This window comes from Embleya sp. NBC_00888 (genome assembly GCF_045207655.1).
In the GTDB taxonomy this organism is placed as follows: Bacteria; Actinomycetota; Actinomycetes; order Streptomycetales; family Streptomycetaceae; genus Embleya.
The window spans coordinates 5,299,569-5,315,124 of the sequence record NZ_CP108784.1 but is presented as its reverse complement, the minus strand read 5'-3'; the positions used below and the strand labels follow the sequence as shown (position 1 = coordinate 5,315,124).

Genomic DNA, 15,556 nt, shown 5'->3' with positions numbered 1-15,556 from the left:
CCTCGCCGGGCAACCCCGTTAGCCTACCCGCTCTTCTCGGTCACCCCGAAATCGGGTCGCGGGGAGCGCCACTCGAACGAGTGATGGCGCGCGCCCCATTCGACGCAAGATACCTCGAAAAGCAGGTGGGCACACGTACGCCGCCCGGCCGAACGACCGGGCGGCGTACGTGAGTTACGGCTCGACGACCCGTTCGGGGGCCGCCGTCGACAGTGTGGTGGGTCAGCTGTGGCCCTCGAAGAGGCTGGTGACCGAACCGTCCTCGAAGACCTCCCGGATCGCCCGGCCGACCATCGGCGCGATCGACAGGACGGTCAGCTTGTCGAACTGACGCTCCTCCTCGATCGGCAGCGAGTTGGTCACGATGACCTCGCTGATCCGCGAGTTCTTCAGCCGGTCCACGGCGGGGCCGGAGAGCACCGCGTGGGTGGCGGCCACGATCACGTCGGCGGCGCCATTCTCGTACAGCGCGTCGGCGGCGGCACAGATCGTGCCACCGGTGTCGATCATGTCGTCGACCAGCACACACGTACGGCCGGCGACGTCACCGACCACCTCGTGCACGGTGACCTCGTTGGCGATGTTGGGGTCGCGACGCTTGTGGATGATCGCCAGCGGCGCGCCGAGGCGGTCCGTCCACTGGTCGGCCACCCGCACGCGGCCGGCGTCCGGGGAGACCACGGTGAGCCGCTCGCGGTCCACCCGCTTGCCGACGTGGTCGGCCAGCAGCGGCAGCGCGAACAGGTGGTCCACCGGACCGTCGAAGAAGCCCTGGATCTGCGAGGTGTGCAGGTCCACGGCCATCAGCCGGTCGGCGCCGGCGGTCTTGAACAGGTCCGCCATCAGTCGGGCCGAGATCGGCTCGCGACCGCGGTGCTTCTTGTCCTGTCGGGCGTAGCCGTAGAACGGCACGATGACCGTGATGCGCTTGGCGGAGGCCCGCTTGAGCGCATCGATCATGATGAGCTGTTCCATGATCCACGTGTTGATCGGAGCCGTGTGGCTCTGGATCACGAACGCGTCGGCACCTCGTACGGAATCCTCGAAACGTACGTAGATCTCCCCGTTGGCGAACTCGAAGGCCTTGGTGGGAACGAGATCCGCACCGAGCTCCGAGGCCACCTCCTTCGCAAGTTCGGGGTGGGCCCTGCCCGTGAAGAGCATGAGCTTGCGCTCAGGCGTCACCTTGATCCCGCTCACAGCACCGTCTCCTTGCCATTCGCCTCGGCAGAACCGTCGTTCGGCCCGGCCGTTGTGTGCACGTCACCCGCGTCGCCCTGGCTCGACGCGAGCGCGCGTTCGGCGGCCTGCGCCGAGGCCGTACCCGCGCGTTTGCGTGCGACCCACCCGTCGATGTTGCGCTGGCGCCCCCGCGCCACCGCCATCACACCGGGCGGGACATCTTCTGTGATCACCGATCCGGCGGCCGTGTAGGCACCGTCGCCGATCTCGATCGGGGCGACCAGCATGGTGTCGCTGCCCACTCGCACGTGGTCCCCGACCACCGTGTGGTGTTTGCTCACTCCGTCGTAGTTCACGAAGATCGTGGCCGCACCGATGTTGGCGCCCACTCCGATGGTCGCATCCCCGACGTAGGTCAGATGCGGCACCTTGGATCCCTCGCCCACCACGGCGTTCTTCATCTCCACGAAACCGCCTGCCTTGGCCTTGCCCGCGAGCCGGGTGCCCGGTCGCAGGTAGGTGTACGGACCCACGGTCGCCTCGGGGCCGATCTCGGCGCCCTCGGTGGTGGCGTTGTACACGTGGGCCCGCTCGCCGACGAGGGTGTCGCGCAGCGTGCAGTTGGGGCCCACCACGGCCTCGGCGGCGACGCTGGTGGCGCCGTGCAGTTGGGTGTTGGGGTGGATCACGGCGTCCGGCTCGAAGGTGACGTCCACGTCGACCCACGTGGTCGCGGGGTCGATCACGGTCACGCCGGAGCGCATCGCGGCCTCGATCAGGCGGTCGTTGAACACCCGACGCGCCTCGGCGAGCTGCACCCGGTCGTTGACGCCCAGGATCTCCCGGTGGTCCACGGCGGCCGCGGCGCCCACCCGATGTCCGGCCTCGCGCAGCACGTGCAGGGTGTCGGTGAGGTACTCCTCGCCCTGGCTGTTGTGCGGGGTGATCCGGCCGAGCGCCTCGCGCAGCAGCTTGCCGTCGAACGCGTACACGCCGGAGTTGATCTCGGCGATCGCGCGCTGGGCGGCGGAGGCGTCCTTGTGCTCGACGATCGCGGTGACGGCGCCGCGCCCGTCGGGCGTGTTCTCCCGCACGATCCGGCCGTAGCCCGCCGGATCCGGCACGACGGCGGAGAGCACGGTGACCGCGTTGCCCTCGCGCTCGTGCGTGTGGACCATCGCGGCCAGGCTGTCCGAGGTGAGCAGCGGGGTGTCCCCGCACGTGACCAGGACCACTCCGTCCGGCTCCCGGCCGGACTCGGCGAGCCCGTCCAGGGCGACGCGGACGGCGTGGCCGGTGCCGTTCTGCTGTTCCTGGACGACCACCCGGGCGGCCGGGTCCAGCTCGGACAGATATTTCGCGACCTGGTCGCGACCGTGGCCGACGACGACGATCAGGTCTTCGGGATCCAACCGTCGCGCGGCCTCGACCACGTGCCCGACCATGGCCCTACCGGCCAGGGCGTGCAACACCTTCGGGGTGGTCTTGGAGCGCATGCGGGTGCCCTCACCCGCAGCAAGTACGACGACGGCAGCCGGGCGGATGGGGCTCACAGAGCAAGGCTCCTCGGCATCGCTGGCGGGGGATGCCCGGCGACTCCGGAGGCCGACTCCGGAGAAACGAAATGACGGCACGACGAAGCCGAGCCGAACAAACCGGGCCCTACGAGGATAGCGCCGTCGGGAGAAGGCTCCACGCGCCGCTGCGGTCGGCACTGCCGAAAGGCTCCGCTACCAGGATTTGAACCTGGACCATGGGGACCAAAACCCCGTGTGCTGCCGAGTTACACCATAGCGGAATGAATCGGGCATTCCGCTTGGCAGGCGGGCTCATCCCGTTTTCACGGCACCTACTATGCCGGCCCCTCGACGCTTCGTGCGCGAATAACCCCCCGCCGACCCCATCGAACATCGCGGAAGTCGGCCGCGCGGCGGTCCCGAAAAGCCCGCCGGACGCATCGCGCATGCTCCCGACCGGGCCGGGAAGCCGTCCGACACAAGGGTTTTGACCAAGGTGCCCGGAAAAATCGGAGGCCCCGCGGACACCTCACTTTCCGCTCATGACCTGCCATACTGGCGGAACTTACGGCCCCGTAGGTTACGTCGCCGTAGCATCGCCTGTCCCCGACCTGAGGGAATCCCTATGACCCCTTCCCCCGGCACCAGCGTGCTCGAAGCCGAACGGAAGCCCGCCGACGACGCGGCCCCGCGCGGCACGCTCGGCGGCGAGCGCAAGCACTTCGCCGAACAGATCGCACTGGCGCTCTTCATCGGCATCCCGTTCCTCGCGTTGGTGGCAGCGGTGCCGGCGGCATGGGGTTGGGGACTGTCCTGGCGCGACGTGGTGATCGGCGTGGTGATGTACGCCATCACCGGCCACGGGATCACGATCGGGTTCCACCGCTACTTCACCCACGGGTCGTTCAAGGCCAAGCGCCCGGTCCGGATCGCGCTCGCGATCGCGGGCAACATGGCCGTGCAGGGTCCGCTGGTGCGGTGGGTCGCCGACCACCGCAAGCACCACAAGTTCTCCGACAAGGAGGGCGACCCGCACTCGCCGTGGCGCTACGGCACCAGCGTCGGCGCGCTGGCCAAGGGCCTGTGGTGGGCGCACATGGGGTGGCTGTTCGACGTCGAGCAGACCTCGCAGGAGAAGTACGCGCCCGACCTGCTCAAGGACCGCGACATGATTCGCGTCTCCCGCCAGTTCCCACTCTGGGTCGCCGTGTCCCTGGCGGCTCCGGCGCTGGTCGGCGGCCTGTGGGCGTGGTCGTGGCAGGGTGCGGTGACCGCGTTCTTCTGGGCCGGGCTGGTCCGGGTCGGGCTGCTGCACCACGTGACCTGGTCGATCAACTCGATCTGCCACGCGGTCGGCGACCACCCGTTCAAATCGCGCGACCGCTCGGGCAACGTGTGGTGGCTGGCGATCCCCTCGATGGGCGAGTCCTGGCACAACCTGCACCACGCGGATCAGACCAGCGCACGGCACGGCGTACTGCGTGGTCAGCTCGACAGCAGCGCCCGGGCGATCCGCTGGATGGAGAAGCTCGGCTGGGTCTCGGACGTGCGTTGGCCGGACCGGGAACGGGTCGCGGCACGCCGCGCGGCATGATGGGGCAGTGACCGAGAGCAGCAGGCGGAGTGCACCGCGCGGCGGCGGTCGTGTGCGCATGACCGGGAAAGAGCGTCGGGAGCAGTTGATCGACATCGGTCGAACACTGTTCGCGGAGCGTGGCTACGACGCGACGAGTGTCGAGGAGATCGCCCACAAGGCGGGCGTCTCGAAGCCGGTGGTCTACGAACACTTCGGGGGCAAGGAAGGCCTGTACGCGGTCGTCGTGGACCGCGAGACCAGCGCATTGTTGGACATGGTGACGAGCGCGCTGACCGGCGGGCACCCCAGGGAACTGCTGGAACAGGCCGCCTTCGCGCTCCTCGACTACATCGACCAGAACACGGACGGCTTCCGGATCCTGGTCCGGGACTCGCCGGTGGCCCAGTCCACCGGCACGTTCGCGTCGCTGATCAGCGACATCGCCTCGCAGGTCGAGGACGTGCTCGGCCTGGAGTTCAAGTCGCGCGGCTACGACCCGAAGCTCGCGCCGATGTACGCCCAGATGCTGGTCGGCATGGTCGCCCTGACCGGCCAGTGGTGGCTCGACGTCCGCCGGCCGAAGAAGGCCGACGTGGCCGCACACCTGGTCAACCTGGCCTGGAACGGCCTCTCCGGCATCGAACCGAAGCCGAGACTGGTCGGCCGCCGCAGCTCGTGAGGATGATCTCGACGAACCCGTGAGGGGCCGGCCCGGCGGGCCGGCCCCTCACGGGTTGTCATCGGCCGGTCCGCTCCAGCCCGCATGGCGACGCGAATCACGCGTGGCCGGCGGCCGAGATCACGGTCGCCGGCCTGCCCCGGTCGACCGGATCCGGATCACCATGGTTCCAATTCAGATAGTATCGCCGGCGATAGTATCTACTGCGCTACCATTAGACGGATCGACGTCACCGCCCGGCCCGATGGGACTCCTCGTGCATCGCTTCATCGGCAGGAAACGCGAACTGCGCACGCTTCGCGACACGCTCGAGGAAGTCCGCGAGGCCGTCGGCTCGGCACGGCCCGGCCAATGCGTGCTCATGCGTGGCAGGCGCCGGGTGGGCAAGTCCACCCTGGTCGAGGAGTTCCTCCGGCAGGCGGCGGTCCCCCATCTGTTCTTCACCGCGGGCGGCGGCTCGGCCGAGGACGAACTGGCGGAGCTCCTCGACTCGATGAACCAATCCACCCTGCCGGATCACTCACTCTTCGCGGAGGAGGCTCCGAGCCGGTGGAACGCGGCCTTCCGCCTCCTGGCGGAGATCCTGCCCGATGACGCGCCGAGTGTCGTGGTGATCGACGAGGTGCCATACCTGATGGAACGGATCGAGGCCTTCGAGGGCATGCTCCAGCGAGCCTGGGACCGCTTGCTCTGCCGCAAGCCGGTCCTTTTGCTCCTGGTGGGGTCCGATCTGTCGATGATGCAGGCGCTCGACAGCTACGAGCGCCCGTTCCATCAGCGGGGACGCGAGATGGTCGTCGGCCCGCTGAACCCTGCCGACCTCGGCGAGATGCTGGACTTGGCACCCGCCGACGCGTTCGACGCCGCACTGATCACCGGCGGGCTGCCGTTGATCTGTCGTGAGTGGCGGCCGGGGGCTTCGATGTGGGAGTTCCTGGGGGCGGCGTTGGAGAATCCGATCTCCGCTCTCCTGGTCTCGGCCGAGCGCTCCCTCGCCGCGGAGTTCCCACCGCAGGCAATGGGCAGGGAGGTGCTGCGCGCGATCGGCGCAGGCGAGCGCACCTTCACCAACATCGCGCGCGCCGCCGGCGGGCTCGCGCACAGCACCCTGAGCAGGGCGGCGGATCTGCTGGTCGACAAGCGGGTCGTGGCAACCGAACTGCCCGTCTCGTTGCGCCCCTCGAAGGAGCGCCGCTATCGCGTGGCGGATCCATACCTGCGTTTCTGGCTGGCCTTCCTCGACCCGCACATGCCGGAGATCGAGCGGATGCGCGGCGATCTCACGCTGGCTCGGATCAGGGGCGGGTGGACCAGTTGGCGAGGACGCGCCGTCGAGCCGTTGATCCGAGAGGCCTTGGCCCGGATCCTGCCCGCCGGCGACCTGCCCGCCGCGCCCGCCATCGGCGGTTATTGGACCCGAAGCAACGACGTCGAGATCGACCTGGTGGGAGCCGACCGGCAGCCTGTGGCCAAGCGGTTGCTGTTCCTGGGGTCGATCAAGTGGCTTGAATCATCCCCCTTCGACGCCCACGACCTGGCCTCGCTGCACAAACACCGAGCGGCGCTCACCGACGAGTCGATCCCCCTGGTCGGCGTCTCGCGAAGCGGTGTCGATTGCTCCGGGCTCCAGGCGACGTTCGGGCCCGCCGAACTCCTGGGGGCTTGGCGGGCCGAGTGAATCCCGGAACCGTTCGCTCTCCGCGTGGCGGCGCTTCCGAACGGCGGCCCCGTAGGCGCCCACGCCCTGCCGTCCCGAGACGACCGCGTTCGTGGGACGGACGGCCGCGAAAGCCTCGACTGCGCGACCGTCCTCACCCGCCCCCGTGCTAGGCCAGCACCGCCCTCAGTTGGTCCAGGGACCACTCCAGGTCGTCCTTGGAGATGACCAGGGGCGGGGCGATGCGGATCGTCTGGCCGTGGGTGTCCTTGACCAGCACACCCCGGGCCATCAGGGCCTCGGAGACCTCGTGCGCGGTGCCGAAGGCCGGGTCGATGTCGACGCCTGCCCACAGGCCGCGACCGCGCACCGCGACCACCGAGTGGCCGAGCAGCGCGCCGAGTTCGCGGTGCAGGTGGTCGCCGAGGTCGGCGGAGCGCTGCTGGAACTCGCCCGAGCGCAGGATCTCCAGCACCTCCAGGCCCACCGCGCAGGCCAGCGGATTCCCGCCGAAGGTCGACCCGTGCTCGCCCGGCGCGAAGACCCCGAGCACCGCGCGCGAGGACACCACGGCCGAGATCGGCACGATGCCGCCGCCGAGCGCCTTGCCCAGGACGTACATGTCCGGCACCACACCCTCGTGCTCGCACGCGAAGGTGCGGCCGGTGCGACCGAGCCCGGACTGGATCTCGTCCGCGATGAACAGCACGTCGCGCTCCCGGGTGACTTGCCGCACCTCGGCCAGGTAGCCGGGCGGCGGGACCAGCACGCCCGCCTCGCCCTGGATCGGCTCGATCAGCACCGCCACCGTGTTCTCGGTGATCGCCGCGCGCAGCGCCTGTGCGTCGCCGTAGGGCACCACGTCGAAGCCCGGGGTGTACGGGCCGAAGTGCCTGCGTGCCTCCTCGTCCGTGGAGAAGCTCACGATCGTGGTGGTGCGGCCGTGGAAGTTGCCGGCCGCGACGACGATCCTGGCCTGCCCGTCCGGTACGCCCTTGACCTCGTAGCCCCACTTGCGCGCCGTCTTGACCGCGGTCTCGACCGCCTCCGCGCCGGTGTTCATCACCAGCACCATCTCCATGCCGGCAAGCTGCGCGAGCTGTTCGCACAACGGCGCGAACCGGTCGTTGTGGAACGCCCGGCTGGTGAGCGTGACCCGATCCAGCTGCCGCTTGGCCGCGTCGATCAGCCGCGCGTTGCCGTGCCCGAAGTTGAGCGCGGAATACCCGGCCAGCATGTCCAGGTAGCGCCGCCCCTCGACATCGGTCATCCACGCACCGTGCGCCTCGGCGATCACGATCGGCAGCGGGTGGTAATTGTGCGCGCTGAAGTCCTCGGCCAGCTCGATCAGTCGGGTGCTCTCGGCCCCGGGGCCGGCCGGGCGGCCGACACCGGCCTTGTTCTCGGAGGTGGGGACGGGCGAGTGCTGCGTGCTCATGACGTCCTTTCGCAACGGTGGAGATCGGTACGCGAAACGGTGGGGAGCTCGATACGACGGCGGAGAACGGTACGAAGACGAAGAAATCACGCAACGACGGCAAGATGTGGAAAACATGCGCGGGCAGGTGGATACGGGATACCCCGCGAGCACACGTGATCAACGGGCGGCGCGCAACTCCAGTACGCAACTGCGCACGCTCGCCCCATGTGCCGCGAATGCCGACATGTCCGGTTCGATCGTACGGAATCCCCGGTCCGCGAGCCGGGCGGCCAGCGGCGGTGTGGTGTCGCCCAGCACCACGCTGCGCCCGTCGGAGACCGCGTCCAGGCCGAGCGCGAGCGCGTCCGCCTCGTCGACCTCGATGCGTTCCGGGAAGACCCTGGCCAGTCGGCGCTGCGCGGTCGGGGTGAACGCCCCCGGGCAGTAGGCCGCGGTGTGCTCGCCGAGCACGGTCAGCGCCGAGCCGAGCCGGGCGAAGCGCGGGTCGGCGAGTTCGAGCGCGAGCACCCCCAGGCCGAAGAACGCCTGCGCCTCGGCATGCGCGGCCGGCTCCGTGAGCGGTCCCGCCGCGGCCGGCAGCCGCGGGCCGGCCGGGATCAGGTCGCTCTCACCCTCGTGCGCGAACACCGGTTCCAGACCCGCCCCGAATCCGTGCCGGTCGAACCACTCCAGGTAGGCCGGCGTCTCGGCGGAGCGGTCCGCCGAGCGCGGACGCGCGGCCGGCACCCGGCCACCCACCACGGTCGCGGCCCGCGCGGCGAACACCATGCCGGGCAACCCCGGCCGACCCGCGACCAGGCTGACTCGATGCCCCAGCGCGATCAGCGTCCCGCGCAACCGCTCCCACTGACCCATCGCGCTCGTGGTCCGCGCCGCGAACCCGGTCTCACCCGCGGGCACCCGTGCGTCCGACACGATCGCCTCCGACGAGCCCACGAGCCCCCGCGAGCCCCGAAGCGCCTCGGTGCCCGGGAGCGCCGCCGAGCCCCGAAGCGCCGCCGCGTCCGTGCGCGTGTCCAGGAACACCGGCGGGCACATAGCGCCTCGGTGCCCGGGAGCGCCGCCGAGCCCCGAAGCGCCGCCGCGTCCGTGCGCGTGTCCAGGAACACCGGCGGGCACATCACGTAGTGCCGCAGCTCCGCGGCGCGTGGCGCGACGAACCCTCGGCGGCGCTGCCGGGGCAGCCGGCTCCGCTCGACTCCGGTCGATATGCGCTCGGACCGCAGGACGGAACGGCCCGATCGACCGCAGCACGAGGTGAGGCGCACGCGATATCCCCTTCTCGCGGACGGCGGCGGCACACGTGGGCGCGGGATCTCCGCGACCCACGTCGATGTGCCGCGCCGTCGGTGTAGCCGTGCAGGACGGCAGGCCGGTGCTTGGCGGCAGGCCGAGAGCCGCGCGGTCGTCACCGTGGATGTGCGGTCGACGACCCTCTGTATCGGCCCTGCCCAGCCTAGGTCGCGCCCGAAGGGCGAGTAAAGGCGCCTGTGTTGTCCACCCCCGCACGATCGTTGCGTGTTTCCCGGGGCGCCCGTGCGCTTTGTTGTGCGCCCGGCGCGGGGGTCGCGTGGCTCCCCTGACCGGATCCGCCTCACGCGCCTGAGAGAATGACGTCATGGCATCGACGCGTCCCCGTGTTCTGTCCGGAATCCAGCCCACCGCGGATTCGTTCCACCTGGGCAACTACCTGGGTGCGATCCGCCAGTGGGTGTCGCTCCAGGACAGCCACGATGCCTTCTACTGTGTGGTCGACCTGCACGCGATCACGGTTCCGCAGGACCCGAAGGAATTGCGCGAGCGCACCCGGGTCTCGGCCGCACAACTGCTCGCGGCCGGCCTCGACGCCGAGCGCTGCACGCTGTTCGTACAGAGCCACGTGCCCGAGCACGCGCAGCTCGCCTGGATCATGAACTGCGTGACCGGCTTCGGCGAGGCCGCGCGGATGACCCAGTTCAAGGACAAGTCCGCGAAGCAGGGCAGCGACCGCACCACGGTCGGCCTGTTCACCTACCCGGTGCTCCAGGTCGCGGACATCCTGCTCTACCAGGCGGACGCGGTCCCGGTCGGCGAGGACCAGCGCCAGCACCTGGAGCTGACCCGCGACGTCGCGCAGCGCTTCAACACGACCTTCGGGCAGACGTATGTCATTCCCAAGCCGTTCATCGTCAAGGAAACGGCCAAGATCGTCGATCTCCAGGACCCGACGATCAAGATGAGCAAGTCGGCCTCGGCGCCCAAGGGCATCGTCAATCTGCTCGACGACCCCAAGGTCAGCGCCAAGAAGATCCGCAGCGCGGTCACCGACACCGGCACCGAGGTGCGCTTCGACGAGACCGACAAGCCGGGCGTGTCCAACCTGCTCACCATCCACTCGGCGCTGTCCGGCACCTCGATCGCCGCGTTGGAGGAGCGATTCGCGGGCAGGGGCTACGGCGACCTGAAGAAGGAGGTGGCCGAGGTGCTCGTCGAGTTCGTGACGCCCTTCCAGGAGCGTGTGCGCACGTACCTGGACGACCCGGGCGAGTTGGACGTGCTGCTCGCGCGAGGTGCGGAGAAGGCCCGCGTGGTGGCGTCCGAGACGCTGGCCAAAACCTACGACCGCGTCGGCTTCCTGCCTCCGATGACCGGCCGGATGGGAGTCTGAGGCGCAACACATGGCGAAGCGCACCATCGGGGTATCGATCGCGATCCCCGAGCCCTACGGCAGTGAGCTCCAGGCTCGCCGCGCGGGGTTCGGAGATCCGCTGGCGAACGCCATCCCGACCCACGTGACCCTCCTGCCGCCCACCGAGGTGGCCGACGAGGCGATGGCCGAGGTCGAGGAACATCTACGCGCGGTCGCCGCCGGCGAGGCCCCGTTCGACATACACCTGCGCAGCACCGGTACGTTCCGCCCCACCTCGCCGGTGGTGTTCGTCCAGGTCGCGCGCGGCATCCCGGAGTGCGAGCGGATCGAGGCCGCGGTGCGGTCCGGGCCGCTGGAGCGCGAGTTGCACTTCCCGTACCACCCGCACGTGACCATCGCGCACCACCTGCCGGACCATATGCTCGACCTGGCCTTCGCGGAACTCGTCGACTACGACGCGGTCTTCCCGATCTGGGGCTTCAGCCTGTACGAGCACGGCGCCGACGGGGTGTGGCGCCCGCAACGTGACTTCGCGTTCGGCCAATCGTTGCCAGGACCCCTGCCCGTGTGACGCCGTCTCGGCCACGCGGGACGTCACAGAGCGGAGTCGCGTGTGGGCCGGGCGTCGGTTGGGCAGCAGTCAGCCGTGGCGATCAAGGAACGACTGGGCAGGATCCCGGTCATCGGCCCCACGTGGCGGGCGTATTCGCGTTATGGCGATCGGCAGGGCAACCGGCTGGCCGCGGCGGTGACCTACTACGGGTTCCTGTCGCTGTTCCCGCTGATCACGCTGGCGGCGGCGGTGGTGGCCGCCGCGCTCGACCCGTCCCAGGTCCAGCGCATGCAGAACAAGATCTCCGAGCAGATCCCCGGCATCGCGGACAAGCTCGACCTGGACGCGCTGGTGCGCAACGCCGGCGCGGTCGGGGCGATCGGCGGCGCGGTGCTGCTCGTGTCGGGGACCGGGTGGGTGGACGCGACCCGCTCGTCCATCCGGGCGCTGTGGGACGTGGACGAGGAACCCGGCAACGCGGTCGTGCGCAAGATCGCCGACGTGGGTGTGCTGATCGGCCTGGGGCTGGCGCTCGCGCTGTCGGTGGGCGCGTCCACGTTCGCGACCATCGTGATCCGGGAGATCTCCGATTCGATCGGGCTCGAACACCAGCCGGTCGGCCGGATCCTGCTCCAGATCGCCGCGTTCGCGGTCGCCGTCGGCGCGAGTGTGGTGCTGTTCCTGTACCTGCTGGTCGGCATGCCCCGGCTGACCATGGGCCGGTCGGTCGCGCTCAAGGGCGCGCTGATCGGCGCGATCGGCTTCGAACTGTTGAAGCTGCTGGTGTCCTCGTACATCGCGGGCGTCGCGGGCAAGAGCGCGTACGGCGCGTTCGGGGTGCCGGTCGCGCTGCTCCTGTGGATCTACTTCGTGACCCGGCTGCTGCTGTTCTGCGCGGCGTGGACGGCCAACGCGCAAGAGGCCGCGGAGGTCGGGGAGAACGCCGAGGCCGCCGCCGAGAAGGCCGCGGCCGAACCGCCGTTGGAGCTGTCCCGCTACGGCGGGAAGCAGGCGCACCCGGCCCGCACCTACGGCCTCGCGATGGCCGGCACCGCCGCACTCGGCATCCTGCTGGAGCGCTTCACCCGAAAGCGCCCCTGAGCCCACCGCCCGGCCCGGCCGACGCGCGAGGCCACCCGTCCCGGGCCGAGCACCATCAGCCGGGCCGGCGTTCGAGGCCGATCCGAGCCCGCCGACACCTACCGCAAATCCTCGAACCGAGCGCCCGAATCCCCCTCGCGCCGCCGAAGGGCGAACAACACGCCGCCCCCCAGCACGAGTGCCGCCGGCACCCCTATGCCCGCCCACAGTCCCCAGGCGAACCCGCCGTCGTCCGAAGAGGACACCGCCTGCGCGGTCTTGGCGTCGCCCGACTTGGCATCGGTCGGCTTCGAGCCCTTGTCCTTCTTGTCACCCTTGTCGCCCGGGCTCGACAACGGATCGACCAGCGCGCCGATCGGCTTCGCCTGGGCCAGCGCGGCGAAGCCCCAGTCGAGCAACTTGCCGGTGTCCTCGTAGGTCTTGCCCTTGCCCTCGACGTGCATGAGGCTCACCAGCAGGGTTTTCCCACCGCGCTGCGCACCGCCGACGAACGTGTTGCCGGCGTTGGTGGTGTAGCCGTTCTTGACGCCGATCATGCCGGGGTACTGGCCGAGCATCGTATTGGTGTTCTGGATCTGGAACTTGGCCCCCGCCACGCCCGGGAAGTCGGCGACCCTGGTGCTCGCGTAGGAGCGGAAGTCGTTGTTCTTGAGCCCCTCGCGGGCGAACAGCGCGAGGTCGTACGCGCTGGAGACCTGCCCGGGTGCGTCGTAGCCGTCCGGCGAGACCACGTTCGTGTCGCCCGCCTGGAGTTGCTTGGCCCGCTCGTTCATCTGCTGCACCGTCGCGGGCACGCCGCCGTTCATCGCGCACAGCACGCGCACCGCGTCGTTGCCCGAGCGCAGGAACACGCCGCGCCACAGGTCCTCGACCTTGTAGGTCTCGTTCTCCTTTATCCCGACCAGGCTGCTGCCCTCGCCGAGGTTGCGCAGGTCGGCGGGCGTCACCTGGTAGGTGGTGTTGCGGTCGATCTTGGGCAGCACGGTGTCGGCGAACAACATCTTGAGCGTGCTGGCCGGCGGCAGTTTCCAGTGCGGGTTCTTCGCCGCCAGGATCTTGCCGCTGTCCGCGTCCGCGACCACCCACGCCCAGCCCTCGACGGCGGGCAACGGGGGTGCGCCCGGCGGCAGGTCGCTCTGTACGCCCGGCTGGGCCAGCCGCGGGCCGCCGAGATCGGACATCGGTGATGGCGGCTGTGGTTCCGGGGTGGTCCCGGCGGCCCGAGCGGCCGGAACAAGACCCAACGTGAAAACGAGCGCGGCAGCACAGAACACGGCCGGCTTCCGAGAAGCCCGGAACCAATCAGACATGTGATGAGCGTACTGGCGGCCCCCGGCTGCGGTTCGTCGACCGCGCCGCCGCATACTGAACCGGGACAAATTTGCTGAGGTTTTGACCGAGGAACGGGTGCTTCACGTTGAGGATCGGCCGAGGTGTTTCCACCTGTCTGGTGTTGTTCGGGATCTGGAGTTGGATCCTGTGGCCGAACTTCCTCAAGAACATCTGGGCGGACGACCGGTCCTGGAACGACGGCGCGACCGCGTTCTTCCTGATCCACCTGGCCCTGACGATCGTCTCGTTCGTGGCGGGCAACGCGATCGGATGGCTCGGTATCAAGGGCCTGCGCGCGGCGCGGACCCCGCAGCCGTGACCGACGACCCCACGGGCTGCCCGGCGCACGCGATGCCGGCCGGACCCGAGTTGTTCTCCCGGGAGTTCATCGCCGACCCGTACCCGGCGTACGCGCACCTGCGCGAGCACGCGCCCGTGCATCGCACCACGCTGCCCAGCGGGGTCGAGGCCTGGTTGGTCACCCGGTACGCGGACGCCCGGCAGGCCCTCGCCGACCAGCGACTGAGCAAGGACCCACGGCGCTCGGAGGCGGCCTGGAAGCAGGGCAAGGTCGGGGTGCCCGGCGAACAGCGCTCGGGCGTCGGCGCGCACCTGCTCAACCTCGACCCGCCGGACCACACCCGGCTGCGCCGACTGGTGTCCAAGGCATTCACGCCGCGTCGGGCCGAGGAGTTCCGGCCCCGGATCCAGGCCCTGACGGACCGGCTGCTCGACGACTTCGCCCGTGCCGGCGAGGCCGACCTGATCCACGACTTCGCGTTCCCGCTGCCGATCTACGCGATCTGCGACCTGCTCGGTGTGCCCGAGGAGGACCAGGCGGACTTCCGGACCTGGGCCGGGATGATGATCCGGCACGGCTCCGGGCCGCGCGGCGGGGTGGCCCGGGCGGTGCGGCACATGCGTACGTACCTCGCCGAGTTGATCCATCGCAAGCGCGCGACGCTCACCGACGCGGACGACGACCTGATCTCGGGGCTGATCCGGGCGAGCGACCACGGCGAACACCTGACCGAGGACGAGGCCGCCGCGATGGCCTTCATCCTGCTCTTCGCCGGCTTCGAGACCACGGTCAACCTGATCGGCAACGGCCTGCTGACGCTGCTCACGCACGACGCCGAGCGACTCGCGGTACGGGCCGACCCCACGCTGCTCGCGCCCACCGTCGAGGAACTGCTGCGCTACGACGGGCCGGTCGAGGTGGCCACGTGGCGCTTCAGCACCACCGAGGTGGAGATCGGCGGGACGCTGATCCCGGCGGGCGAACCGGTACTCGTCGTACTCGCGGCGGCCGACCGGGACCCGCGCCGGTTCGCCGTGCCCGATCTGCTCGATCCGGCACGCGCGGACAATCAGCACCTCGCGTTCGGGCACGGCATCCACTACTGCATCGGCGCGCCGCTGGCCCGGCTCGAAGGACAGATCGCGATCGGCACGTTGCTGGATCGGCTGCCGGACGTGCGGCTCGCGCTGCCGAAGGACGAACTGCGGTGGCGGGGTGGGCTGATCATGCGCGGGCTGCAGCGGCTGCCGGTGACGTTCACGCCGGAGACGTAGTCGGGAGGCATGCGAAGACGTAGTCGCAATCACCTCCATCGCAGGTATGGACGACATCGACGGCGGGCCGGCGGATCGTCATCCGCCGGCCCGCCGTCGTGCGTGATCCCGGCTGCCTTTCTCCCCGAATCGCCCCCTGCGCGCGCTTCCCCGCCCGGTCCCCTCCCGGTTTCCCTCCCACTTTTCCGCCCCGGTCGTCCCCGCCCCGGTTCCCCGCCCCATTTCCCCTGTGTCCCCCGCGTTCCCGCTGTGCCCCGCACCCCACGCCCCCGGCGCGTCACTCCTCGACAACCACGTTCCGACCCACTCCGGCG

General features: G+C 69.9%; 13 protein-coding genes and 1 tRNA gene. 8 read left to right on the top strand and 6 right to left on the bottom strand.

Annotation, left to right across the window (positions count from 1 at the left end; all coding sequences use genetic code 11):
* Positions 1-222: 222 nt before the first annotated feature.
* From OG948_RS22770 to OG948_RS22760, 3 genes are all read right to left on the bottom strand, one after another.
* Entirely contained in the window at positions 223-1,200 is a 978-nt protein-coding gene (locus OG948_RS22770; RefSeq protein ID WP_406298265.1) for a ribose-phosphate diphosphokinase, read from the bottom strand.
* Positions 1,197-2,735 carry a bifunctional UDP-N-acetylglucosamine diphosphorylase/glucosamine-1-phosphate N-acetyltransferase GlmU gene (gene glmU, locus OG948_RS22765; protein WP_406298264.1) on the bottom strand — a complete coding sequence of 513 codons (1,539 nt, stop codon included), beginning with the start codon at positions 2,733-2,735 and terminating at the stop codon, positions 1,197-1,199. The genes OG948_RS22770 and glmU overlap by 4 nt, the downstream gene beginning before the upstream one ends.
* Before the next feature lie 172 nt (positions 2,736-2,907).
* Positions 2,908-2,980 (bottom strand) — tRNA-Gln (locus tag OG948_RS22760).
* A gap of 344 nt (positions 2,981-3,324) precedes the next feature.
* Between OG948_RS22760 and OG948_RS22755 the strand changes: the two genes are divergently transcribed.
* The 3 genes from OG948_RS22755 to OG948_RS22745 all read left to right on the top strand — a co-directional run bounded on the left by OG948_RS22755 (position 3,325) and on the right by OG948_RS22745 (position 6,632).
* Positions 3,325-4,293: an acyl-CoA desaturase gene (locus OG948_RS22755; protein WP_406298263.1), complete on the top strand. Its 969-nt coding sequence runs from the start codon at positions 3,325-3,327 to the stop codon at positions 4,291-4,293.
* Between the two features lie 58 nt (positions 4,294-4,351).
* A complete protein-coding gene (locus OG948_RS22750; RefSeq protein ID WP_020554598.1) occupies positions 4,352-4,954 on the top strand; it encodes a TetR/AcrR family transcriptional regulator in 603 nt (200 codons plus the stop codon).
* 256 nt (positions 4,955-5,210) lie between these two features.
* Positions 5,211-6,632 (top strand): ATP-binding protein, encoded by a 1,422-nt coding sequence (locus OG948_RS22745; RefSeq protein ID WP_406300318.1) that lies wholly within the window; start codon positions 5,211-5,213, stop codon positions 6,630-6,632.
* A gap of 148 nt (positions 6,633-6,780) precedes the next feature.
* On the opposite strand, the gene rocD is transcribed toward OG948_RS22745, so the two are convergent.
* Positions 6,781-8,049, bottom strand: a complete 1,269-nt coding sequence (rocD, locus tag OG948_RS22740) for an ornithine--oxo-acid transaminase (RefSeq protein ID WP_406298262.1) — start codon at positions 8,047-8,049, stop codon at positions 6,781-6,783.
* A gap of 159 nt (positions 8,050-8,208) precedes the next feature.
* Positions 8,209-9,090, bottom strand: a complete 882-nt coding sequence (locus tag OG948_RS22735) for a dimethylarginine dimethylaminohydrolase family protein (protein WP_406298261.1) — start codon at positions 9,088-9,090, stop codon at positions 8,209-8,211.
* Between the two features lie 580 nt (positions 9,091-9,670).
* Here OG948_RS22735 and trpS point away from each other — a divergent pair.
* The 3 genes from trpS to OG948_RS22720 all read left to right on the top strand — a co-directional run bounded on the left by trpS (position 9,671) and on the right by OG948_RS22720 (position 12,335).
* Positions 9,671-10,699: a tryptophan--tRNA ligase gene (gene trpS / locus OG948_RS22730; protein WP_406298260.1), complete on the top strand. Its 1,029-nt coding sequence runs from the start codon at positions 9,671-9,673 to the stop codon at positions 10,697-10,699.
* Positions 10,700-10,709: 10 nt separating this feature from the next.
* Positions 10,710-11,252: a 2'-5' RNA ligase family protein gene (locus OG948_RS22725; protein WP_406298259.1), complete on the top strand. Its 543-nt coding sequence runs from the start codon at positions 10,710-10,712 to the stop codon at positions 11,250-11,252.
* Between the two features lie 75 nt (positions 11,253-11,327).
* A complete protein-coding gene (locus OG948_RS22720; protein ID WP_406298258.1) occupies positions 11,328-12,335 on the top strand; it encodes a YihY/virulence factor BrkB family protein in 1,008 nt (335 codons plus the stop codon).
* Positions 12,336-12,433: 98 nt separating this feature from the next.
* Here the strand turns inward: OG948_RS22720 and OG948_RS22715 are convergent, their stop codons facing one another.
* Positions 12,434-13,516 (bottom strand): D-alanyl-D-alanine carboxypeptidase family protein, encoded by a 1,083-nt coding sequence (locus OG948_RS22715; protein WP_406298257.1) that lies wholly within the window; start codon positions 13,514-13,516, stop codon positions 12,434-12,436.
* 236 nt (positions 13,517-13,752) lie between these two features.
* Here OG948_RS22715 and OG948_RS22710 point away from each other — a divergent pair, with 236 nt between their 5' ends.
* Together OG948_RS22710 and OG948_RS22705 are read left to right on the top strand one after the other, a co-directional pair.
* Complete coding sequence (locus OG948_RS22710; RefSeq protein ID WP_406298256.1) at positions 13,753-13,986, top strand: SCO4848 family membrane protein; 234 nt, start codon at positions 13,753-13,755, stop codon at positions 13,984-13,986.
* A complete protein-coding gene (locus OG948_RS22705) occupies positions 13,938-15,242 on the top strand; it encodes a cytochrome P450 (RefSeq protein ID WP_406298255.1) in 1,305 nt (434 codons plus the stop codon). The genes OG948_RS22710 and OG948_RS22705 overlap by 49 nt, the downstream gene beginning before the upstream one ends.
* Positions 15,243-15,556 lie beyond the last annotated feature (314 nt).